Annotated in this window: 29 protein-coding genes and 1 pseudogene; 26 read left to right on the top strand and 4 right to left on the bottom strand. The window is 36.8% G+C overall.

Features of this window, described 5'->3' with window-relative positions; genetic code table 11:
* Positions 1-15 precede the first annotated feature (15 nt).
* From cadX to HMPREF9423_RS07765, 6 genes are all read left to right on the top strand, one after another.
* Positions 16-354: a Cd(II)/Zn(II)-sensing metalloregulatory transcriptional regulator CadX gene (cadX, locus tag HMPREF9423_RS07790; RefSeq protein ID WP_002889640.1), complete on the top strand. Its 339-nt coding sequence runs from the start codon at positions 16-18 to the stop codon at positions 352-354.
* A gap of 400 nt (positions 355-754) precedes the next feature.
* On the top strand, positions 755-1,336 hold the full coding sequence (locus HMPREF9423_RS07785) for a TMEM175 family protein (RefSeq protein ID WP_025170194.1): 582 nt from the start codon (positions 755-757) through the stop codon (positions 1,334-1,336).
* A gap of 670 nt (positions 1,337-2,006) precedes the next feature.
* Positions 2,007-2,210 carry a hypothetical protein gene (locus tag HMPREF9423_RS07780; protein WP_003010127.1) on the top strand — a complete coding sequence of 68 codons (204 nt, stop codon included), beginning with the start codon at positions 2,007-2,009 and terminating at the stop codon, positions 2,208-2,210.
* Entirely contained in the window at positions 2,203-3,189 is a 987-nt protein-coding gene (locus HMPREF9423_RS07775) for an ABC transporter ATP-binding protein (RefSeq protein WP_003010129.1), read from the top strand. The genes HMPREF9423_RS07780 and HMPREF9423_RS07775 overlap by 8 nt, the downstream gene beginning before the upstream one ends.
* Positions 3,186-3,980 (top strand): ABC transporter permease, encoded by a 795-nt coding sequence (locus tag HMPREF9423_RS07770; RefSeq protein WP_003013825.1) that lies wholly within the window; start codon positions 3,186-3,188, stop codon positions 3,978-3,980. Before HMPREF9423_RS07775 ends, HMPREF9423_RS07770 begins: the two co-directional genes overlap by 4 nt.
* Before the next feature lies 1 nt (position 3,981).
* On the top strand, positions 3,982-4,767 hold the full coding sequence (locus HMPREF9423_RS07765; protein WP_003013947.1) for an ABC transporter permease: 786 nt from the start codon (positions 3,982-3,984) through the stop codon (positions 4,765-4,767).
* A gap of 497 nt (positions 4,768-5,264) precedes the next feature.
* Here the strand turns inward: HMPREF9423_RS07765 and HMPREF9423_RS11770 are convergent.
* Positions 5,265-5,453: pseudogene (locus tag HMPREF9423_RS11770) on the bottom strand (hypothetical protein).
* A 163-nt stretch (positions 5,454-5,616) separates the two neighbouring features.
* Here HMPREF9423_RS11770 and rpsP point away from each other — a divergent pair.
* The 5 genes from rpsP (at position 5,617) to HMPREF9423_RS07735 (ending at position 7,870) form a co-directional block, all read left to right on the top strand.
* Positions 5,617-5,889: a 30S ribosomal protein S16 gene (gene rpsP / locus HMPREF9423_RS07755; protein WP_004253064.1), complete on the top strand. Its 273-nt coding sequence runs from the start codon at positions 5,617-5,619 to the stop codon at positions 5,887-5,889.
* 19 nt (positions 5,890-5,908) lie between these two features.
* Entirely contained in the window at positions 5,909-6,148 is a 240-nt protein-coding gene (kphA, locus tag HMPREF9423_RS07750) for an RNA-binding protein KphA (RefSeq protein WP_000379617.1), read from the top strand.
* 143 nt (positions 6,149-6,291) lie between these two features.
* Positions 6,292-6,810: a ribosome maturation factor RimM gene (rimM, locus tag HMPREF9423_RS07745; protein WP_006148776.1), complete on the top strand. Its 519-nt coding sequence runs from the start codon at positions 6,292-6,294 to the stop codon at positions 6,808-6,810.
* Positions 6,800-7,519: a tRNA (guanosine(37)-N1)-methyltransferase TrmD gene (gene trmD / locus HMPREF9423_RS07740; RefSeq protein ID WP_006148775.1), complete on the top strand. Its 720-nt coding sequence runs from the start codon at positions 6,800-6,802 to the stop codon at positions 7,517-7,519. Before rimM ends, trmD begins: the two co-directional genes overlap by 11 nt.
* Before the next feature lie 12 nt (positions 7,520-7,531).
* A complete protein-coding gene (locus HMPREF9423_RS07735; RefSeq protein WP_004253071.1) occupies positions 7,532-7,870 on the top strand; it encodes an ATP cone domain-containing protein in 339 nt (112 codons plus the stop codon).
* 29 nt (positions 7,871-7,899) lie between these two features.
* On the opposite strand, the gene HMPREF9423_RS07730 is transcribed toward HMPREF9423_RS07735, so the two are convergent.
* On the bottom strand, positions 7,900-8,220 hold the full coding sequence (locus HMPREF9423_RS07730; protein ID WP_006148773.1) for a hypothetical protein: 321 nt from the start codon (positions 8,218-8,220) through the stop codon (positions 7,900-7,902).
* Positions 8,221-8,312: 92 nt separating this feature from the next.
* Between HMPREF9423_RS07730 and HMPREF9423_RS07725 the strand changes: the two genes are divergently transcribed.
* Positions 8,313-8,528 carry a YdbC family protein gene (locus HMPREF9423_RS07725; protein ID WP_006148772.1) on the top strand — a complete coding sequence of 72 codons (216 nt, stop codon included), beginning with the start codon at positions 8,313-8,315 and terminating at the stop codon, positions 8,526-8,528.
* Positions 8,529-8,579: 51 nt separating this feature from the next.
* Here the strand turns inward: HMPREF9423_RS07725 and HMPREF9423_RS07720 are convergent, their stop codons facing one another.
* Together HMPREF9423_RS07720 and gor are read right to left on the bottom strand one after the other, a co-directional pair.
* Positions 8,580-9,119, bottom strand: a complete 540-nt coding sequence (locus HMPREF9423_RS07720; RefSeq protein WP_004253081.1) for a biotin transporter BioY — start codon at positions 9,117-9,119, stop codon at positions 8,580-8,582.
* Between the two features lie 140 nt (positions 9,120-9,259).
* The gene (gor, locus tag HMPREF9423_RS07715) at positions 9,260-10,606 is read right to left on the bottom strand and encodes a glutathione-disulfide reductase (RefSeq protein WP_006148770.1); all 1,347 of its coding nucleotides are present in this window, start codon (positions 10,604-10,606) and stop codon (positions 9,260-9,262) included.
* 239 nt (positions 10,607-10,845) lie between these two features.
* Here gor and HMPREF9423_RS07710 point away from each other — a divergent pair, with 239 nt between their 5' ends.
* The 14 genes from HMPREF9423_RS07710 to HMPREF9423_RS07645 all read left to right on the top strand — a co-directional run bounded on the left by HMPREF9423_RS07710 (position 10,846) and on the right by HMPREF9423_RS07645 (position 22,044).
* Positions 10,846-12,033, top strand: coding sequence for an efflux RND transporter periplasmic adaptor subunit (locus HMPREF9423_RS07710; protein WP_025170193.1), 1,188 nt, complete (start codon positions 10,846-10,848; stop codon positions 12,031-12,033).
* A complete protein-coding gene (locus tag HMPREF9423_RS07705) occupies positions 12,017-12,718 on the top strand; it encodes an ABC transporter ATP-binding protein (protein ID WP_006148768.1) in 702 nt (233 codons plus the stop codon). Before HMPREF9423_RS07710 ends, HMPREF9423_RS07705 begins: the two co-directional genes overlap by 17 nt.
* A 1-nt stretch (position 12,719) precedes the next feature.
* Entirely contained in the window at positions 12,720-13,979 is a 1,260-nt protein-coding gene (locus HMPREF9423_RS07700) for an ABC transporter permease (protein ID WP_006148767.1), read from the top strand.
* A gap of 133 nt (positions 13,980-14,112) precedes the next feature.
* Positions 14,113-16,110 (top strand): methionine--tRNA ligase, encoded by a 1,998-nt coding sequence (gene metG / locus HMPREF9423_RS07695; protein WP_006155678.1) that lies wholly within the window; start codon positions 14,113-14,115, stop codon positions 16,108-16,110.
* An 84-nt stretch (positions 16,111-16,194) separates the two neighbouring features.
* A complete protein-coding gene (locus tag HMPREF9423_RS07690; RefSeq protein ID WP_006148765.1) occupies positions 16,195-17,445 on the top strand; it encodes a DUF6287 domain-containing protein in 1,251 nt (416 codons plus the stop codon).
* A 45-nt stretch (positions 17,446-17,490) separates the two neighbouring features.
* Entirely contained in the window at positions 17,491-18,417 is a 927-nt protein-coding gene (locus HMPREF9423_RS07685) for an aldo/keto reductase (protein WP_006148764.1), read from the top strand.
* Between the two features lie 92 nt (positions 18,418-18,509).
* Positions 18,510-18,746 (top strand): DUF2829 domain-containing protein, encoded by a 237-nt coding sequence (locus HMPREF9423_RS07680; protein WP_000141913.1) that lies wholly within the window; start codon positions 18,510-18,512, stop codon positions 18,744-18,746.
* On the top strand, positions 18,739-19,437 hold the full coding sequence (locus HMPREF9423_RS07675; RefSeq protein ID WP_006148763.1) for a 3-oxoacyl-ACP reductase: 699 nt from the start codon (positions 18,739-18,741) through the stop codon (positions 19,435-19,437). The genes HMPREF9423_RS07680 and HMPREF9423_RS07675 overlap by 8 nt, the downstream gene beginning before the upstream one ends.
* Positions 19,438-19,473: 36 nt before the next feature.
* Positions 19,474-19,809: a hypothetical protein gene (locus HMPREF9423_RS07670; RefSeq protein WP_006148762.1), complete on the top strand. Its 336-nt coding sequence runs from the start codon at positions 19,474-19,476 to the stop codon at positions 19,807-19,809.
* Positions 19,810-19,827: 18 nt separating this feature from the next.
* Positions 19,828-20,247 (top strand): SMI1/KNR4 family protein, encoded by a 420-nt coding sequence (locus HMPREF9423_RS07665; RefSeq protein ID WP_006148761.1) that lies wholly within the window; start codon positions 19,828-19,830, stop codon positions 20,245-20,247.
* Positions 20,248-20,265: 18 nt separating this feature from the next.
* Complete coding sequence (locus tag HMPREF9423_RS07660; protein ID WP_006148760.1) at positions 20,266-20,604, top strand: DUF7716 domain-containing protein; 339 nt, start codon at positions 20,266-20,268, stop codon at positions 20,602-20,604.
* Positions 20,605-20,649: 45 nt separating this feature from the next.
* On the top strand, positions 20,650-21,036 hold the full coding sequence (locus HMPREF9423_RS07655; RefSeq protein ID WP_006148759.1) for a hypothetical protein: 387 nt from the start codon (positions 20,650-20,652) through the stop codon (positions 21,034-21,036).
* 43 nt (positions 21,037-21,079) lie between these two features.
* The gene (locus HMPREF9423_RS07650; protein ID WP_006155682.1) at positions 21,080-21,487 is read left to right on the top strand and encodes a hypothetical protein; all 408 of its coding nucleotides are present in this window, start codon (positions 21,080-21,082) and stop codon (positions 21,485-21,487) included.
* Positions 21,488-21,582: 95 nt separating this feature from the next.
* Positions 21,583-22,044, top strand: coding sequence for an immunity protein (locus HMPREF9423_RS07645; RefSeq protein WP_233419434.1), 462 nt, complete (start codon positions 21,583-21,585; stop codon positions 22,042-22,044).
* Positions 22,045-22,060: the final 16 nt, after the last annotated feature.

Raw genomic sequence — 22,060 nt, 5'->3', positions numbered from 1 at the left:
CTAGGAGAAAAAATTATGAAAAAAGATAGTATCTGCCAAGTGGATGTTATTAATCAACAAAATGTTACAACCGCAACGAACTACCTTGAAAAGGAAAAAGTCCAAAAATCACTTCGTATTTTATCAAAGTTTACCGATAATAAACAGATAAATATCATCTTTTATCTCCTTGCTGTTGAAGAACTCTGTGTCTGTGATATAGCCTGTTTACTAAATCTCAGTATGGCATCTGCCTCCCACCATCTTCGTAAACTAGCCAATCAAAACATCTTGGATACTAGAAGAGAGGGGAAAATTATATATTATTTTATAAAAGATGAGGAAATCAAAGACTTTTTTAATCAACTAGGATAACAACTATTTTTACTACTTTACCATGATTATATATAGGACTTATCTATGAAATTTTTTGATGAAATTTTCCCATAAGAAATACCTACTCGTATCAAATGTTTAAGAAAAAAGTATAATTTAAAGCAAAGAGACCTAGGTAATGCAGGTCAAGTTAGCCAAGTTGAAAAGGAAGAAATCTGAAAGAAAATGTATCTTTGATAGTAGTCATTTATTGTGAAATATGATATATTTATTGATTAGATGGATGAATATTTCTAAAGTTAAATAAGATATGACAGATACATGTTTTTTTAGTGTATCTTGTTTGTACTCAAAGTATGAAATGAATATCTAATATTTAAGATTAAAAAATATTATACGATGAGATAGAATGCTACAAAATGAAAGGCGATGTAATCTGATGAAGAAAGATAGATTAATTGCATTGACAGATGCTGTTATAGCAATTATTATGACCATTTTGATTTTAGAGTTAGAAAAGCCAACGACACCAAGTCTTCAAGCTTTTTGGGATTTACGGCAAAATTTCTTTGCTTATTTTCTTTCCTTTTTCTGGTTGGGATCGTTATGGATGGCGCTAAACACATTATGGGAAAAGGTTGAGAGAATTTCCCCACAAATTGTTTGGTGGAATTTGTATCTTTTATTTTTTGTTTCATTTATGCCCTATGCTACTGGAATCGTTAGTAGTCATTTCATGAACCATACGGCACAGCTCTTTTACGGATTAATCGTTGTTGCTTCAACAGTAGCCAACTGGTTTTTACATAAAGTAATTGATAAACCCAATATGGATCAGAAAGAATTACTTGAAGCTACCGCACAATATAGAAAGTTATTGATACCTGACCTAATAATTAAAGGAGTGGGATTGATTCTATCCTTAATTGTCTATCCTCCAATTATGATGTATAGTGTTTTAATTGCGGCATTTTACATCCTAACTTTAAAAACACTATCTGAAAAAAGAGTGAATAACTAAAAAACGGTGACCAAAGTTGGGTGTATTATTTTAATGCTTACAGACTTAAACTATTCCCCTATTTATAATTTATTGATTCATATTTTATGAAATCAATCAGTAGATATCGTTCTGAAAATCCTTGATATTACGCTGTTTTTAGTCCGACTGAAATCCATACTTTCCAAACCAGGTCTTAAGAAAGCTCGTAAAGCATCACAATTATCAAAACGTTAATCAACACGCTTATATCAACGTTTACAGACATTTAAGAAATTTCTCTTGGATGTCTTTTTTTGTCTAGCTAAATTTTACAAATTGGGCAATTTAGGTTACTCAATAATATAAAAAAGATAAAAATTTAAAGTTCGAATTTTAATTTTAAAAAAAGTAATTATTATTGAATATCTGTTCAAACATTTTTTCTTTTCTAAGGTTAATATAAATATATATACTTTAAAAAAGGAAGTCAAACATCTTGCTCATAGATTTTTGCATTTTTAAAAAATACATTTTGTCATATAATAATGTGGAAAATTGACGGATTCCTTAAATAATCATATAATACGAATATGTAAACCCTTACATACTATTCTACTTATACTTGATAAAATGCAAGTTCTTGAGGATCTATAAATATATAGACACTCTTCTATTTATAAAGTGAAATAAAGAATCAAGGAGAAAGTTTATGGATATTAAAGAGACATTCAACCAGCTAGACAATACAAAATTTAATGATTTCAATAATCGCCTTGAAGGTTTTGAGAAACTTTTTAAAGACAAATATTATTTTACCCATCCCGAAGATTTTAGCTCAATCTTTAGCATTTTGGTAAAGTATGGAAAAAGTACAAGTAAATATATTTTATCGAAAGGAGAGATATATGAGTGAAATAGTTATTAATGCTCAGAATTTATCTAAAAATTTTTATAATTTTGATTCAAGACTCCCATTTATCAAGAGATTTTTGAAACGTAATCAAATAACGATTCGAGCTGTTCAAGATATTAGTTTTACGATTAAGAGAGGGAGTATAGTTGGCTTTATTGGGAGTAATGGAGCTGGTAAATCCACAACGATTAAAATGTTGACTGGGACTCTTTATCCTAGTTCCGGAAAATTAGAAGTGAATGGAGAAATTCCATTTAAAAGAAGTATAAATTTTAGAAAAAAAATTTCAATAGTAGTAGGAAATAAATTACAGTTATTTCAAGATGTTTCGGCTATGGATTATTTTCAATTGATTGGTACTTTATATGAGGTAGAACCGGCGATTTTACAAGAACGAATTCAGGAATTAAGCAATTTGTTGAATGTAAAAGATCAGCTTTACCAGCAGGTCCGGACCCTCTCTCTTGGACAAAAAATGAAAATGGAGTTTATCGCGGCATCTTTAACAAGTCCGGAAATATTATTTTTAGACGAGCCTACTATAGGGTTAGATATACAGTCTAAAAAAGATATCAGAACATTTTTAAAGAAAATGAATGAAGAATGTCATACTACTATTATTTTAACGAGTCATGATATGGATGATATTTCGTCTGTTTGTGACGAATTAATCGTCATTGACAAAGGAAAAATTATTTTGCAGGAGTCAATGGATGTTATTTTATCTAAATTTTCTGATTTTAAATATTTAAAGATAAAAATGACATTAGATTTGGTACCAGAGTTATGCTCTGTTAAAGGAGTAGTAGTCATTTCTCAAACAAAATCGGAATGTATACTAAAAATACCTAGAGATTTTGTCTTTGAGACATTAGAATCAATCAATAAGCTTGTAGATATAGAAGATTTTGAAATATCAAATCTTTCTTTAGAAGAAATTATTTTACAAAACTATTTTACAAAAAAGGAGCACAATTGAAAAAAGAAATGTCTATTATTCTGATATCATTTCGATCTATTTTGAACTATAAATCAAGTGTACTATTGTTAATGTTACAGGCAAGTATACAAATTATGATATCAGTATTTTTATGGACGTATATATATCAGAGTAACCAGATAAATATAGCAGGATATGATTTTACCTCAATGGTTCAATACTATTTGGGGACTATAATTTTTTCATATTTTGTTTTTTATCCAGTTGATTGGGAAATCAATGACGATGTTCATTCAGGAAATTTTTTTAGCATATTAATAAAACCTGTTACTTTTTATAAGTATTATTTTTGTAAAATGCTTGGAGATAGGCTTGCTCATTTATTATTTATCATCATTCCTGTCATTTTATTCTCCAGTGTTTATTACAAGAATGAGTTATTAACCATTGAAATTCTTATTTTAGGAAGTATTGCAATTATTCTATCTATGGTTCTATGGTTTTTAATATCATGTTGTGTAGGTATGCTTTCTTTTTGGTTAGAAAATATATTTTTTGTCCTTACTGTTAAAGAAATAGTAATTCAGTTTTTATCAGGAATATTATTGCCTTTAAGTTTTTTTTCAAATAATTTTCGTCTGTTTTTAGATGTATTACCTTTTAAATACTTAGTATATGAACCGCTTCAGATGTTTAGTAATGATACATATAAATTAATAGACTATTTGAGAATTATTTGTATTCAATTGATTTGGTGCATCATTTTTTATATTATATCAAGATTCATATTGAGAAAAGGAGTGGAGCACTTCTCAAATGTGGGAGGATAAAATGTTTAGAATAAAAGTAATTTTTAGGCTACTTCATTTTGGTTTTAAATCTGATATGAATTTTCATTTTGACTTCTTTTGTGGTCTATTTTCGTCGATACTGTGGATTGGTTTACCTATTGTATTTTTTAGATTGATTTTCTTAAACATAGACTCTTTTAATGGTTGGGACTATTATCAAATTTTATTTTTGGTAGGTTCCTACACTATTGTAGATGGAGTTATGATGGGATTGTTAATTAGAAGTATGGGAATTTTAGAATCAGATATTTTGAGTGGTAACTTGGATCAAATTTTATTGAGGCCGTTTGATACTCAGTTGTTCTATATTTTTAGATCATTTAATTTAGTTCAATTCGTGAATACTTTTTTTGGTCTTGCGATCATTTTTATAAGTTATGGAAATTTAAATGTACATTTAAATTCATTAAAAATATTATTTTATATCCTTTCTTTAATGTGTGGTTGTATTATATATTATTCAATTTGGTTTCTAATAACGATTAGTTCATTTTGGTTCCCAACTAAATTTTCAAAAGTAGATGTATTTTTGAATTATATTGGAATTTCTAAGTATCCATATAATATTTTTACAGGTATTAACAGATTGATCACTATGTTATTTGTTCCCAATTTATTAATTGCCAATCCTGCAGTATTAATATTTTTAGGGAAAGATACATTGAACCTATTTTTCTATCAAATAGTTTTTACAGTTTTTTTGATTATTATCAGTCGTACAATTTTTAGAAAAGGATTGAAAAAATATGAAAGTGCAGGAAGATAAACAATGTTGTTCAGTTATATGTTTGACTAAAGGAAGTGATTCGCTGTACTTTGTTTTGTGGTCATTGAAACATCAGATAATTATAAACTATAATTTAAAGAATAGTATTATTAACTTATAGGTGCTAAGAAAAAATTTAAAGAAATTCCCTCATTCAATCAAACTTATTCATATTTTTTAAAATAAGAAAATAGTTGGATTTTGATGATGGTTGATATAAAGCTAAACTGAAAGTACCTGAAATCCAACTGTGTCAAACCAGGTTTTAAGAAATCTCGTAAAGCTAGGTAGTTTTCTAAACGTTAAAAACTAGCTACAATACAGCATTTACAACACTTCATGGTTCACACCATGGGGTGTTTTTGATGATTTTAAGCAAAATTCACACCATTTAATTGAAAGTTATTTAAATTAGATGAAAATTTGTTTTCTGAAAAAGTGGGAAAACATTGATTTTAAGCGAATTTTGAATCATATTCGAATGGGAGTTTTTAAAATCATGTTTCGGTTGTAAAAGTGCCAAAGTTGATTCTCCATAGGAGAATGATATCTCCTGCTAGTAAATCATCTGCTAATAGGTCCATGTGTCATTTGGGAACGGGCTTGAGATTTAGTAGCCAAGCTTCGACATCACGATTAAGAGAGATATAGGGCTTGACAGGGTAGTTATCAAAAGTAGTATTCATAAATTTTTTCTTTATTATCCCTATTAGTCTAAAAAATTTAAAAATTTTAAAGTCTGTCAAGTTTTTTTCTTGACACCTCTCAGAAATCTGTTATAATAGAACATGTGCTAAATAGCTTAGCTATTTCACCGAAATAAAAAATAAAAGAAAAGAGATATTAAAAATGGCAGTAAAAATCCGTTTGACTCGTATGGGTTCTAAGAAAAAACCTTTCTACCGTATTAACGTAGCAGATTCACGTTCACCACGTGACGGACGTTTCATCGAAACAGTTGGAACTTACAACCCACTTGTTGAAGAAAACCAAGTAACTTTGAAAGAAGACCGTATTTTGGCATGGTTGGCTGATGGAGCTCAACCTTCAGATACAGTTCGCAACATCCTTTCAAAAGAAGGCGTATTGAAGAAATTCCACGATTCTAAATTCTCAAAATAAGTTTAAAGTAGGTTGACAGATGGATACGATTGAAAATCTCATTATTGCAATTGTGAAACCTTTGATTTCACAACCAGATGCCTTAACTATCAAGATTGAAGATACACCAGAATTTTTGGAATATCATTTGGATCTTGACCAGAGCGATGTGGGTCGTGTAATCGGTCGTAAGGGTCGCACTATTTCTGCGATAAGAACGATTGTCTACTCTGTCCCAACTGAAGACAAAAAAGTAAGAATCGTTATTGACGAAAAATAAAAAAAGCGGGACATGATCTCGCTTTTTTTGCAAGAAAATCCTTGAATGTTCTTCATAATTAAAGAATCGTTATCCCTTTCTCCAACTTGTGAAAATCCCTGTAACATGATAAAATAAAGGGAGAAACAGATACAGGAGACAAGATGAACTACTTTAACGTTGGGAAAATCGTCAATATGCAAGGTTTGCAGGGTGAAATGCGAGTCTTGTCAGTGACAGATTTTGCTGAAGAACGCTTTAAAAAAGGGGCAGAGCTTGCCTTATTTGATGAAAAAGATCGGTTTGTGCGAACAGTGGTCATTGCAAGCCACCGTAAACAAAAAAACTTCGATATCATCAAGTTTAAAGATATGTACCATATCAATGATATCGAAAAATATAAGGGGCACAGTCTGAAGGTTGCTGAGGAGAATCTCAATGACCTCGATGATGGTGAGTTTTACTACCACGAGATTATCGGTTTAGAAGTCTATGAGGGAGATAATTTGATTGGAACCATCAAGGAAATCCTTCAGCCAGGAGCCAATGATGTCTGGGTAGTCAAACGAAAAGGCAAACGAGACTTACTCTTACCTTATATCCCGCCTGTAGTTCTTAATATAGATATTCCTAATAACCGTGTGGATGTTGAACTCTTAGAAGGGTTAGACGATGAAGATTGATATTTTAACTCTCTTTCCAGAAATGTTCACACCCTTAGAACATTCCATCGTTGGCAAGGCTCGTGAAAAAGGACTCTTAGATATTCACTATCATAATTTTCGTGACTACGCTGAAAAGGCTCGTCATGTGGATGATGAACCTTATGGAGGTGGTCAAGGGATGCTCCTTAGAGCCCAACCCATCTTTGACGCCTTTGATGCCATTGAAAAAAAGAACCCGCGCGTGATCCTCTTAGACCCTGCTGGGAAACAATTCGATCAGGCTTATGCGGAAGATTTGGCGCAAGAAGAAGAACTAATCTTTATCTGTGGTCACTACGAAGGCTATGATGAGCGTATTAAGACCTTGGTAACCGATGAGATATCCCTTGGAGATTATGTCTTGACTGGTGGAGAACTAGCAGCGATGACCATGATTGATGCGACGGTTCGCTTGATTCCAGAAGTTATTGGGAAGGAAGCAAGTCACCAAGATGATAGCTTTTCATCAGGACTCTTGGAATATCCTCAGTACACAAGACCTTACGATTATCGTGGAATGCTAGTTCCAGATGTTCTTATGAGTGGACACCATGAAAACATACGTCAATGGCGACTCTATGAGAGCCTCAAGAAAACCTACCAACGTAGACCTGATTTGCTGGAAGAGTACGAACTGACAGCAGAAGAAGAGAAAATGTTAGCAGAAATTAAAGAAAATAACAATTAAAAGGAGAAAACTATGCAAGTAATTAAACGTGATGGACAAGTCGCTGATTTTGATCCAGATAAAATCTACCAAGCTATCCTTAAGGCGGCTCAGACAGTCTATGTTTTGACTGACGATTTGCGCCAAAACCTAGCTCAAGTTACTAAAAAGGTTGTGTTGGATCTAGAAGAAGCAAAAGTAGAACGTGCGACTATCAGTATGATTCAATCAATGGTTGAACACCGCTTGCTTGGTGCTGGCTACATTACAATCGCAGAACACTATATCTCTTATCGTTTGCAACGTGATTTGGAGAGAAGTGGTTATGGCGACCACATCGCTGTTCACCTTCATTTTGAACAAATTCGCTAAGATAAAAAGAGTGAGATGATAGAAGCATCTCACTCTTTCTTAAATCTTCTTTTTTGGGCCGTTTGGATAGTAGAAGGAACGAAAGTTACTCTTCGAATATCCGACACTCGAATAATACGGCTAACGTTTTTTGCGAAATTTTTAACGATAATTTGTTGGCGATCAGTATCATACTTGATAATATCGCCTGTAAAACTCGTTTCCGCAAAGATGATATGTACAGCCTTTTTTTTGACTAAGGCTTCTTCAAGTCTAGCAATTAGGGGATCGCTTTTTTCAGGAATGGAATCTTCATGTCCATTGACAAAATCATGGACTTTTTGCAAAGCCTGTTTTAATAAATCTTTCATTCCGGCCTCCCTTCTTTACATCATTATATAAAAATTTTATGAAATCTACAAGATTTTTCGAATAATCAATTGAGAACAAAAAGGAGAAAAACATGGCAGAATTTACATTTGAAATTGAAGAACACTTGCTTACTCTATCTGAAAATGAAAAAGGATGGACCAAAGAAATCAATCGTGTCAGCTTTAATGGTGCACCAGCAAAGTTTGACATTCGTAGCTGGAGTCCTGACCACACCAAGATGGGGAAAGGAATTACCCTCTCAAATGAAGAATTTCAAATCATGGTGGATACTTTTAAGAATCAATAAACGTTCATCTAAGATTCATTAAAAAGAGGCTAGGGAAAATCCCGGCCTCTTTTATTTGCTTGAAAAATAAGCTTGTGTACGGAGACGTTGGAGTAGTGGTCGGCTGATGAAGCTAATGGCTACAATTTTGGCAAGATCAGGTATGATAAAGGGAATAACACCGACAGCCAGTGCTTTATCAAAAGGCATTCCAGCTAAGAAGTGGAGACTGAGAATACCACCGACAAAAACAAGTGAATCTCCCAAGAGATTTGCAAAGAAAATACGTAGGACACCACTATTGGTGTGAATGAGATAGGAAGCAAGCCCTGCATAGACAAGGTCGAACCAAAGATAACCAGCGCTTGGTCCAACTAAAACATGAAATCCAGCTCCACCGTTAGCAAAGACCGGAAGGCCAATAGCCCCAAGTAAAAGATAGAGTCCGACAGAGAGAACAGCTTCCCTTGGTCTAAAAACAGTAGCGATGAGTCCAATAGCAAAGTTTTGCAGAGTGAAAGGAACTGGACCAATCGGCATACTAATTTGTGCCAATACTGCAATCAGTGCAGCCCCGATAGCTGGGATAGCGTAAATGTGTGCTTTTTTCAAAATAGTTAACCTCTTCTATAAATTATAGTAACTATTATACTGAATGAGATATAAATGTCAACCTATTTTAAAATAAAAGGTTACAAATTTGTAACGGCCGATTTAGAGTAAAAAAGAGACCAAGGGGTCTCTCTTTTCTTTTAACGCATGGTCACAAATTCTTCTGAGCCAGTTGGGTGGATAGCGACTGTAGCATCAAAGTCAGCTTTTGTAGCTCCCATCTTGATAGCAACTGCAAAACCTTGAATCATTTCGTCAACGCCATAGCCGATTCCATGAAGGCCAACTACCTTTTCATCTGCACCAGCTGTTACGAGCTTGAAGCGAGCTTCTTGACGGTGACTAGTAACGGCAGAATACATAGATGCAAATTTTGAAGTATAGACTTTAACGTTTTCTTGGCCGTACTCTTTGATAGTTTCTTCCTCAGTCAGACCGACTGTTCCGATTGCTGGGTGTGAGAAAACTACAGTTGGAATAGTAGTGTAGTCCATTTTAGCATTGGTTTTACCGTTGAAAAGTCTCTCGGATAGGGTACGACCAGCCTTGATAGCAACAGGAGTTAGTTCCTTTTCACCTGTGACATCTCCAAGAGCGTAGATTCCGTCAACGACTGTGTTCTGGTATTCATCAACATGGATAAAGCCGCGTTCATTGAGGGTGACACCAGCTTTTTCGAGTTGAAGTCCTTCAACATTTGGACGGCGACCAGTTGCCCAGATAACTTGACTGGCAGTATGAGTGCTGCCATCTTCGAAATGAATGGTAATGCCTTGTTCAGTTTCTTCAAGTTTAGCAGGAACCTTATGTGTGTGGAGGTTTAGTCCTGTATTTTCCATTTCTTGAACTAGACTCTCAACGATATAGCTATCAAATCCACGTAGCGGACGTTCACGACGGACGAATAAATCTGTCTGAACACCAAGTGTATGGAGCACACCAGCCAATTCGACAGCAATGTAACCAGCACCTAGAATGGCTACAGATTCAGGCAACTCTTCCCAGGCGAAGACATCATCTGAGCTACCACCTAGTTCAGCACCAGGAATAGCAGGGATATGAGGATGAGCTCCAGTCGCAATCACAATATACTTAGCGTGAATCAACTCACCATTAACGCTGACAGTATGAGAATCAACGAACTCGGCACGTCCTTCAATCAAATCAACTCCGTTGCGCTTGAAGCTTCCATCGTAAGACGAGCGAGCACGATCAATATAGGCTTCACGATTCTTACGAAGAGTTGCATAATCAAATTCGTTCCCAGTATTTGTGAATCCATAGTCAGGTCCATATTTGTGGATACTCTCTGCAATTTGGGCTCCATACCACATGATTTTTTTAGGGACACAGCCGAGGTTGACACAAGTGCCACCTAATTTCTTTTCCTCAATAACTGCAGCTTTAGCACCATGTTCGCCAGCACGATTCATGGTAGCAATTCCCCCGCTACCTCCACCAATGGCAATAATGTCATATTCTCTCATAAGAAAGCTCCTTTAGTTGTTTTCTAGTCATATTCTATCTTTTTTTGAAAGTCAATGCAAAAATGTGCTACGCTTAAATTTCTTAAGAAAATGCTTGCAAAAATAAAAAAGAAGTTGTATCATATAACTAACACAACAATAAAAGATTTGGCGATTGTTTTTGGATAGTCAGAAAGCAATTGTCCATTTTTAGGACTTGTGCTATAATCTTAATATATGTTTATAAATGAGGTATGGATATGAAAAAGAAGTCAAAAGCTAAAAAATGGCCCCTATTTACAGCTATAGGAGTTACGTCAGTTCTTGTAGTAGGAGCAGCTGCTGTCCTTCTATTGAGACAACCAAATCAAGCTGCAACACAAGACGAAACTGCAAAAATCGTTCTTGCCAAAGAGGGGTCAGTGGCTTCATCGGTTCTCTTATCTGGTACCGTAACAGCTCAAAATGAACAATATGTTTATTATGATGCTAGTAAAGGTGACTTGGATGAGGTTTCGGTCTCTGTCGGAGATAAGGTAAGTGAAGGCCAAGCTCTTGTTAAGTATAGTAGTACAGAAGCTCAGGCTGCATATGATGCTGCCAGTCGTGCAGTTGCGAAAGCTGACCGTCATATCAATGAATTGAATGAAGCTCGAAATACCGCCGCAGCAACACCTGTGCTCCCTCAAGCTGGGATTGAAGGCGCTACGGACCAAACCCGAGCACAATCTTCTACATCAGCTACAGCTTCTATCGATTCACAAATCAGTGATGCGCGTGATGTTCGTGCAGACGCAGCAGCGCAACTTGAAAAAGCACAGGCACAGTTGGATGCCGCTACAGTTTTGAGTACAGTAGAAGGTACAGTTGTCGAAGTCAATCGCAATGTTTCAAAATCTCCAACAGGAAATAGCCAAGTATTGGTACATATCGTTAGTAACGACAACTTGCAGGTCAAGGGAGAACTTTCTGAATACAATCTTGCCAATCTCTCTGTAGGCCAAGAAGTTACCTTTACTTCAAAGGTTTACCCAGATAAAACTTGGAATGGTAAGATTAGCTATATTTCAAATTATCCAAAGAATAGTAGCGAAGCAAGTAGTAGCTTAGCTGGTTCAAACTCAGGATCTAAGTACCCATATACGGTCGATGTAACTAGTGAAATTGGCGATTTGAAACAAGGTTTTTCTGTCAGTGTCGAAGTGAAAAGTATGAGTAAAGCATTGCTTGTTCCTATTACAAGTATCGTCATGGAAGAAGATAAAAACTATGTTTGGATTCTTGATGAAAATCAAAAGGCCAAAAAGGTTGAAGTTGGATTGGGCAATGCAGATGCAGAAAACCAAGAAATCACATCTGGTCTGACAGATGGAGCAAAAGTCATCAGTAATCCGACAGCTTCCTTAGAAGAAGGAAAAGAGGTGAAGACTGATGAAGCAACTAATTAGCCTCAAAAATATCTGCCGTAGTTATCGAAATGGTGATCAAGAGCTTCAAGTTCTCAAAAACATTAACCTTGAAGTTCACGAGGGAGAATTCGTGGCTATCATGGGACCATCTGGTTCTGGTAAGTCTACCCTCATGAATACCATTGGTATGTTAGATACCCCTACAAGTGGTCAGTATTTTCTAGACGGAAAAGAAGTAGCTGGTTTGGGTGAAAAACAATTAGCCAAGGTGCGAAATCAAGAGATTGGCTTTGTCTTTCAGCAATTCTTTCTCTTATCTAAGATGAATGCTCTCCAGAATGTCGAACTTCCCTTGATTTATGCGGGAGTTTCAGCTTCAAAACGTCGCAAATTAGCAGAAGAGTATCTGGAAAAGGTTGAACTGACTGAGCGTAGCCATCACTTACCATCAGAATTATCAGGTGGTCAGAAGCAGAGAGTAGCCATAGCGCGTGCACTCGTTAACAATCCTTCTATCATCTTAGCAGATGAACCAACTGGAGCTCTGGATACCAAAACGGGTAATCAGATCATGCAACTCTTGGTTGAATTGAACAAAGAAGGAAAAACCATCATTATGGTAACGCATGAGCCTGAAATTGCCGCCTACGCCAAGCGTCAAATCGTCATCCGCGATGGTGTCATTTCATCTGATAGTGGTATCGAAGAAAAGGAGGAAAACTAAGATGCAGAATCTGAAATTTGCCTTTTCATCTATCATGGCTCACAAGATGCGTTCCTTCCTGACCATGATTGGTATCATCATCGGTGTTTCCTCAGTTGTCGTGATCATGGCCTTAGGAGACTCTATGTCTCGTCAGGTCAATAAAACCATGACCAAGTCCCAGAAAGACATCCATGTATTTTTCTCCCCTACAAAGAGTAAGGACGGTTCCTTTACCCAGAAGCAATCTGCTCTAACCCTGTCTGGAGGACGAGAAGAAGATTTTGTTGAACCACCAAAACCTCAAGAAGCCTGGGTTAAGGAAGCTGCTAAGCTCAAGGGAGTGGATAGTTACTATGTGACCAACTCAGCCAATGTGACCTTGACCTATAAGGATAAAAAGGTGGAACACGCTAACATGACGGGTGGGAATGTCACCTATATGGATGCGGTCGAAAATAAAATCATTGCAGGTCGAAGTCTTAGAGCACAAGATTATAAAGATTTTGCAAACGTGATTATTTTAGATGAAGAACTTGCCAATAGCCTTTTTGGTTCAGCACAAGAAGCTCTCAATCAGATTGTTGAAGTAAATGAAATCAGTTATCGTGTTATTGGTGTTTATGAAAGTAAAGAAGCTAAGGCTGTAAAATCCTTTGGAGTCGGAGGACTACCAATTACGACCAATATTTCTCTTGCAGCTAATTTTAACACAGACGAGATTTCAAATATTGTCTTCCGTGTCAATGATACTAGCTTGACTCAGACTTTGGGTCCAGAATTGGCTAGAAGAATGACGGAGATTGCAGGTCTCCAACGAGGGGAGTATCAGATAGCAGATGCAACGGAAGCCTTCAATGAAGTGCAACAAATGTTTGGCTTCATAACAACGATTATTAGTGCCATTGCGGGGATTTCCCTCTTTGTCGGTGGTACGGGTGTTATGAACATTATGCTTGTTTCGGTGACAGAGCGTACTCGTGAGATTGGTCTACGCAAAGCGCTAGGAGCAACTCGGGGTAATATCCTAGTACAGTTCTTGATTGAATCCATGATTTTAACCTTGTTAGGAGGGTTCATCGGTCTTGTGCTGGCTGCAGGGGTGACCATGCTTGCAGGAGTTCTTCTTCAAAACTTGATTGCAGGAATTGAAGTTGGAGTATCCATCCCAATAGCTCTCTTTAGTTTAGCGGTCTCAGCAGGTATCGGTATGATATTCGGTGTTTTACCAGCAAACAAAGCCTCTAAGCTAGATCCTATCGAAGCACTTCGTTATGAATAATTTAAAAGATAAAAAACGAGATAGACATTTGTCTGTCTTGTTTTTGAATGGATTTCTCTATCGAAAATCACTAAAAATGTGGTATAATGAAGTGTTAGAAAAACAGGTTTCATTAGCCTGGAAAGGAAATATTATGTCTGAAAAGAATTTTTATATTACAACACCGATTTACTATCCATCTGGTAAACTTCATATCGGTTCTGCCTACACAACTATCGCATGTGATGTCTTAGCACGTTACAAACGCCTGATGGGCTACGATGTCTTTTATCTGACTGGTCTTGATGAGCATGGCCAAAAGATTCAACAAAAAGCAGAAGAAGCTGGTATCACACCACAAGCCTATGTTGATGGTATGGCAGTTGGAGTTAAAGATCTCTGGAAATTGCTTGATATCTCATACGATAAATTCATCCGTACAACTGATGACTACCATGAAAAAGTAGTAGCGCAAGTTTTTGAACGCTTGCTTGCCCAAGATGACATCTACCTAGGTGAATACTCTGGCTGGTATTCAGTCTCAGATGAGGAATTCTTTACAGAAAGCCAGCTTGCGGAAGTTTTCCGTGACGAAGCTGGAAATGTGACGGGTGGTATCGCTCCATCAGGTCACGAGGTTGAATGGGTTTCAGAAGAATCTTACTTCCTTCGCCTCAGCAAATACCAAGACCGCTTGGTCGAATTTTTCAAATCACATCCTGACTTCATCACTCCAGATGGTCGCCTTAATGAAATGTTGCGTAACTTCATTGAGCCAGGCTTGGAAGACTTAGCAGTATCTCGTACAACCTTTACCTGGGGTGTACCAGTCCCATCAAATCCAAAACACGTTGTCTACGTTTGGATTGATGCCCTTCTCAACTATGCAACAGCTCTTGGTTATGGTCAAGAGGATCATGCTAACTATGATAAATTCTGGAATGGAACAGTCTTCCATATGGTCGGAAAAGACATCCTTCGTTTCCACTCAATCTACTGGCCAATCCTTCTTATGATGTTGGATATCAAATTACCTGACCGTTTGATTGCCCACGGTTGGTTTGTCATGAAAGATGGCAAGATGTCTAAGTCTAAAGGGAATGTCGTTTACCCTGAAATGTTAGTAGAGCGTTATGGTCTCGATCCACTTCGTTACTACCTCATGCGTAGCCTTCCAGTTGGTTCAGATGGCACCTTCACTCCAGAAGACTATGTAGGTCGTATCAACTATGAATTAGCAAATGACCTTGGAAACCTTCTTAACCGCACGGTTTCAATGATTAACAAGTATTTTGATGGACAAATTCCTGCCTACGTAGAAGGCGTGACAGATTTTGATAAGGCTCTTGCTGACGTTGCAGAACAATCAATTGCTGACTACAATGCCTACATGGAAGCAGTTGACTATCCACGTGCACTTGAAGCAGTCTGGACTCTTATCTCACGGACTAATAAATACATCGATGAGACAGCTCCATGGGTACTGGCTAAGGACGAAGCTCACCGTGACCAATTGGCAAGTGTGATGAGCCACTTGGCAGCTAGCCTTCGTGTCGTAGCGCACTTGATTGAGCCATTTATGATGGAAACCAGTCGTGCAGTCTTGACTCAACTTGGACTAGCAGAAGTTTCTAGCCTTGAAAACTTGAGCTTGGCTGATTTCCCTGCAGGTGTAACAGTAGTTGCTAAAGGAACACCAATCTTCCCACGTCTCGATATGGAAGAAGAAATCGCCTATATCAAGGAACAAATGGAAGGCAACAAGCCAGCAGTTGAAAAAGAGTGGAACCCAGATGAAGTCGAACTCAAACTTAACAAGGAAGAAATCAAGTTTGAAGACTTCGATAAAGTTGAAATACGTGTCGCAGAAGTCAAAGAAGTTTCTAAAGTAGAAGGTTCTGATAAGTTGCTTCAATTCCGCTTGGATGCTGGTGATGGTCAAGATCGTCAAATCCTCTCAGGAATTGCGAAATACTATCCAAACGAACAAGAATTGGTCGGCAAGAAAGTCCAAATCGTTGCCAACCTCAAACCACGTAAAATGATGAAAAAATATGTCAGCCAAGGGATGATTCTCTCAGCTGAACATGATGGCAAATTAACCCTTCTAACAGTTGATCCAGCTGTACCAAACGGAAGTGTGATCGGCTAAAATCTATAGATAAAAACAGTTTTCTATTTTTCGCATAGAAAGACTGTTTTTTTACTAAAATAAATAATATTTTGGAGATTGGGAATGAAGAAAAATGCTATTCTTTATTTAGGAGTCGTTTTACTACTTGCTATTTTTCTTTTGTTTTCTTTATTTATAAATCGTAAAGAAAGTAAACGTCAAGAAGTGCAATCAACTACTACTGAAGTCATAAAATCAGATTTTGAGGATATTTCAGGTGATTATATTTCTTCTACAGGTGAGAAAGCTACTGTTGCTAAAAATAATCAAAATTGGAGAATCTCATATAATACAGACGAAGGTAATGTATTTGGAGACTTTTCTACGGATTGGAAGAAAGATGGCAACAATAGGTCTTCTGTTACAGAATTTAATAAATCAGATGGAAATAAGGATTTTAAAATCTCTATTTTAGTTAATAATGTAGATGATTCATCTAACATTTTAACGGTAATTACCTTATCAGACGGAAATAAGAATCATGAAATGGTATTTGCTAGTAGGACAGATTATTTTAAAAATAGTAAGGATAATATTCTTCAAGGCGATTTAAGCGATTTTAAAGGGACATATTCTAATGACAATTTAGAAAAAGCAATTGCAGAATCAAATTTTACTTTGTATGGGTATAAGAGAGAAGATTACTATAAAGGCATAACTTCTGTTTTTCCAAGATTGTCTTATCAAGATGGATATTGGATGTTTTGGAGTGGTTCTATGCATGCTCAATTTAAGTTGGATAAAAGTAAAAAACCGAAAAAAATTAATGATTATTATGAAGTCTATTTTGTAGGGGATAATAAAAATGCAATCATTGGGCAAGAGTTAGTGCTAACATTTATTCCTGCTAATGAAACTGGACCAGATAATGAGAAAATTCAAGAAAATAGAATTCTTTATGGGAAAAGTTATCTTAAACCATATAAAGCGGGTTGGTGGGAAATATATCAAAAAAATTTAATTTCAGAAGTAGACTTAGATATTGAAGCGATTGAAAATGGAGATATTTCAACACTTGTTGGAACATGGAGAAATGGTCGTGGTAAGGAATTGATAATTAATTCTGATGGAACAACTGGGGATGGAAATAGGATTAAAGTAATAAAAGATTCATCTAAGAAGAGCGGTGTTCCATATGTTAGTTTACAAAGTGGTCATACGAGTGCTGCTATTGGATTGTTTAAAATAGGTTTTAAAAATCCAATGGGTGATCAATCAGATAGCTCACGGCCGCGATTAATTATTACTCAATCAGCTGGAAATTATAATGCAGATTTTTATTATTATAGAGTAGAGGAAAGTGATTCTCAATAGTAGTTAAAATATTAAGTATTATGAAGAAAAACGGAGGAAATTGCCATGAAATACATTCCATTTGGTCAAGAGAAAAGAGAATTGTCCGAAATCGTTCTAGGCATGATGCGAATCAGTGACAAGTCGGTTAAAGAGGTTGAGGAGTTGGTTGAAACAGCCCTATCTGTAGGAATCAATGCCTTTGACTTGGCAGATATCTATGGTGGAGGTCGTTGCGAAGAATTACTGGGTCAAGTGTTAAACAATCGTCCTGACCTGCGAGAAAAGATGTGGATCCAGTCCAAGTGTGGCATTCGCATAGCAGAATTTACCTATTTTGATTTTTCAAAAGATTATATTTTAGAATCAGTAGACGGGATTCTAAAAAGATTGCAGGTTGATTATCTAGATAGTTTGCTTCTCCATCGTCCAGATGCTTTGATGGAAGCTGTTCAAGTGGCTCAAGCCTTTGAAATTCTACACAAATCAGGTAAAGTTCGAGACTTCGGTGTGTCCAATCAAAATCCTATGATGATGGAATTACTGAAGAAAGAGGTCAAACAACCTTTATCTATCAATCAATTACAACTAAGTGCAGCTTTCACTCCAGGATTTGAATCAGGTTTCCATGTCAATATGGAAGGTGACAAGGCAGCTTTGCGTGATGGTAGCGTCTTTGAATACTGCAAATTAAACGACATGGTTATTCAGGCTTGGTCAGTCTTGCAGTTCGGATATTTCAAAGGGAATTTTGTCGGCAATGAGAAGTTCCAACAACTAAACCAAGTCCTAAATCGACTAGCCTTAAAATACGGGGTGAGCCCATCAGCTATTGCTATCGCTTGGGTGTTACGCTATCCAGCTAAGATGCAGGCAGTAGTAGGAACAACCAACCCTATACATTTGATAGAAGCAAGCCAAGCAAGTAATGTTAACCTAACTCGAAAAGAATGGTATGAGATTTACCTCGCAGCAGGGAATGATTTGCCATAGGAAAAAATGCATTTTAAGAAATCACAGTCAAAAAGCCGTTGCAAAACGGTTTTTTGTTATAATAAAACAAGAGAACTATAAAGGAGAGATACATGACATTCGAAGAAATCCTGCCTGGACTAAAGGCGAAAAAGAAATATGTACGTACTGGATGGGGTGGAGCTGAAAATTATGTGCAGCTTTTTGATACCATCGAGCAAAATGGCGTCGCCCTTGAAGTGACACCCTATTTCCTCATCAACGTATCTGGTGAAGGAGAAGGTTTTTCTATGTGGAGTCCAACTCCTTGTGATGTCTTAGCGACGGATTGGGTGGAAGTCCATGACTAAACGTGTATTGATTACAGGTGTTAGCTCAGGGATTGGTCTGGCTCAAGCTCGACTCTTTTTAGAAAAAGGTTATCAGGTTTTTGGAGTGGATCAGGGTGAAAATCCTGATTTACAGGGTGACTTTTACTTTTTGCAACGTGATTTAACGCTTGACTTGGAACCCATTTTTGATTGGTGTCCTCAGGTGGATGTCCTCTGCAATACAGCTGGGGTTTTAGATGACTACAAATCTCTGCTAGAACAATCTGCTCAGGAAATCCAAGAAATTTTTGAAATCAACTATGTGACACCAGTAGAACTGACGCGACATTATCTTACGCAAATGCTAGAGAATAAAAAAGGGATCATCATCAATATGTGTTCCATTGCTTCAAGTCTAGCAGGCGGGGGTGGTCACGCCTATACCTCGTCAAAACATGCCTTGGCAGGCTTTACCAAGCAGTTGGCTTTAGACTATGCTGAAGCTGGGATTCAGGTCTTTGGCATTGCTCCTGGTGCGGTTAAGACTGGTATGACAGCAGCTGACTTTGAACCAGGTGGTCTGGCAGACTGGGTAGCCAGTGAAACACCTATCAAACGCTGGATTGAGCCAAGTGAAATAGCTGAAGTCAGCCTCTTCCTAGCAAGTGGGAAGGCATCTACCATGCAGGGACAGATTCTGACTATTGATGGTGGCTGGTCTTTGAAGTAATATAGTTGATACTCAGTGAATATGTGGAGGTAAGTTATGAAAAGAAATGAGTTCGGATTTGTGTTACCAAATCTCTATTATCAGTTTTTATCAGAATGGGACGAAGTGGATCCTTATGAGATTGGTGACTCAGGTATCTGTTTATATGCTAAGGAGGATCTCTTAGAGCGTAATGAGACCTATCAGATAGAAGTAGATGAACCAGACTTCTTTTTGATTGGTCAAGAGGGAGATTTGGCCTACTTTATTAAGAAAAATGCAGATGATTGCATATATGAAAATGACTTGGGTGCTTTAGGATCCTTAGAAATGCAAAAAGTAGCTACAAATGTCTATGACTTTATTGATAAGGTATTGGAAGAAGAATTGTAAAAAAGGAAGAGATTAATCATGTTTAGAGTGCTAGATGCAGATTCACCGATTTCAAAAGAAGATTTTTTACAATTTGAGGAGATTCTTGGAAAGAAATTACCGGAAGCTATGAAGGATTATTATCTCAAGTACAACGGAGGTCAACCCCAAGTAAAGGGTGTCCACGATGAACATCATCTCTTTCCTTTTAATTCCTTTAATTCACTTGATGAGATGAGGAAGTCTATGAAATGGTTTGACGATGAGGCTGTGTCTGCAGGATTTAAGGGCACAGATCTTCTCCATTTTGCCTATGATCCTGGATCGGGCAACTATGCTCTTTCTTTAAGGGCAGAAGATTATGGCAAGGTTTACTTCTATGTTTTAGAAGAAAAAGCTGAGTTGTATGGTCAATGGCCATCTTTTGAGGATTTTTTGAATTCCTTTGTTGAAGAGTGAGACTAAAAAGGAGAAGATATGCGGAAACACCAAGAACTTTCACTAGAGCAGATCATCGAGCAGGTGCGCGTGGACAAGTTGGTATCAGATGATTTTTGCATCTATGGCAAGGAGGATGGAGAACTGAGACTTAATAGCCTCTATTGGGTATCAGCTTATCCGGATGTAGTGGAAGACCGTGATATTTACCCGACAGATGTAGAGGAGCAAGATCTCCAGCTAGTCTACTATGGAGAGCAGTTGATTGATGTTCTTTCGGTTGCACTTGAAGAAAAACCAGAGGCTAGTCACCAAGACTTGGTTGAGGCTTTGAATTATTATCAGCAGCATGATAGCTTTATAAAATTTGAAGATTAGCTAGGCCGATTAGAGAAATGGCATCCGAAAGGAGGAAAGATAGTGATGAGAGAATTTAAATTTGATGTCCATAACGAGATGTTTGTATCGATTCCAGAGGAAAGAGAAAAGGTCTGCCTTGCTTTAAGTGATTCTTTAAAGGTTATCAATGAGGAGTTAACTCCGTCTTATAAAGCAAAACTCGATAATCTCCTGGATCAATCATCAGTATGGTATCCCACAGCTTTGGAAAAAATTCAGGAGGAATTTCCAGAACTAGCGCACGCCAGACTCCTATCCATTTTTATTTTGTCTGAACAAAGGGATATAGACCTAATTTTTGGTTTGGAATTTGGACTAAGAGAGGACTCGGAGCATGGTAGAGGACTTAAATTCTCCCTCGATAGTTTTGAAATTTTAGAATATGGTATAGGCGAAGTCGCTTATTACTAGGTGTAGTCGATAACAAGAGAAGCACTAGAAGATGGAGCAGGATATGGTTGAGAAAGAATGGCGTTTTTATTCATCAGAGGATGATAGGGAGTGGGTGATTTTATCAGAACGTGACAGAGCTGAAACAAAAGAGGATATCCACTCTGTTAATCAGAAAGAATCCGTCATGCGAATGTATCGAAGACCGGGGGACTTTATCTCAGTGTCTTTGCTGTCTGCTTCTTATGAGATAGACGATGTAACAGGGAAACTTGGACAAGAGCGAGATTTCTATTTAAAAATTGAATGCCTGCAAGATGGATGGGCCAGTATTAGTTCTCAAGTCTATAAAAAAGAGGAAGCAGTAACCTTAGGAAGCCTCTTTATGGGACTCAGAAAAGATGCGGCTATCAAGCTTTGGAGGTTAAAAAAATTGGGTGAAAAGAATCTAGGAGATCGGATAGAAAAATGACAGTTACTATTGATGAATTAGTGAAGGAGCTTGGTTTTTGTGTGGTATCTACAGAGGAGAAACCACTTCGTCTGGATGAAATCCGTTTCAACCTTTTGGCTTATTTAGAGGATTATTCCAAAATGGGATTTTCTTTTGTCAAAGTAGCTACTGATCTAGTAAAACTAAGGAAAGAGCAAGAGAGTTATAGGCTTTTTGGCCAGTGTTTTTTAGGATTTTTTGTGATTGGAGAAGAGGAGCAAATCTTTTTATTTTGTAATCAAGAAGGAAGGGAAGTTTTTCAAGAAGCGAGGATTTATGTCAACTCTTCCTTGCAAGATTTTGTTTCCTCTTATTCACTTTTTCTATCAGGCATCTTTCTTTTGAAAGCAAAGTTTTATGAGATTGAGCAAGATGAAGTCGAAGAGATTGCAGCAAATTTGAAGAACCAAGTACTTGCCTTGGAAAAGCCCCTTGAACAAGAATTGCCTTTCTGGGAGCACATGGCCTATTTGATAGAAGACGATGGAATCGTTCTAAGAGATGATCTCTTTCATATCTTAAATAAAGAGCAGTAGGAATAGAATTAAATTA

This window comes from Streptococcus infantis ATCC 700779 (assembly GCF_000187465.1).
Lineage (GTDB): Bacteria > Bacillota > Bacilli > Lactobacillales > Streptococcaceae > Streptococcus > Streptococcus infantis.
This window is presented reverse-complemented; position numbering and strand designations above follow the sequence as displayed.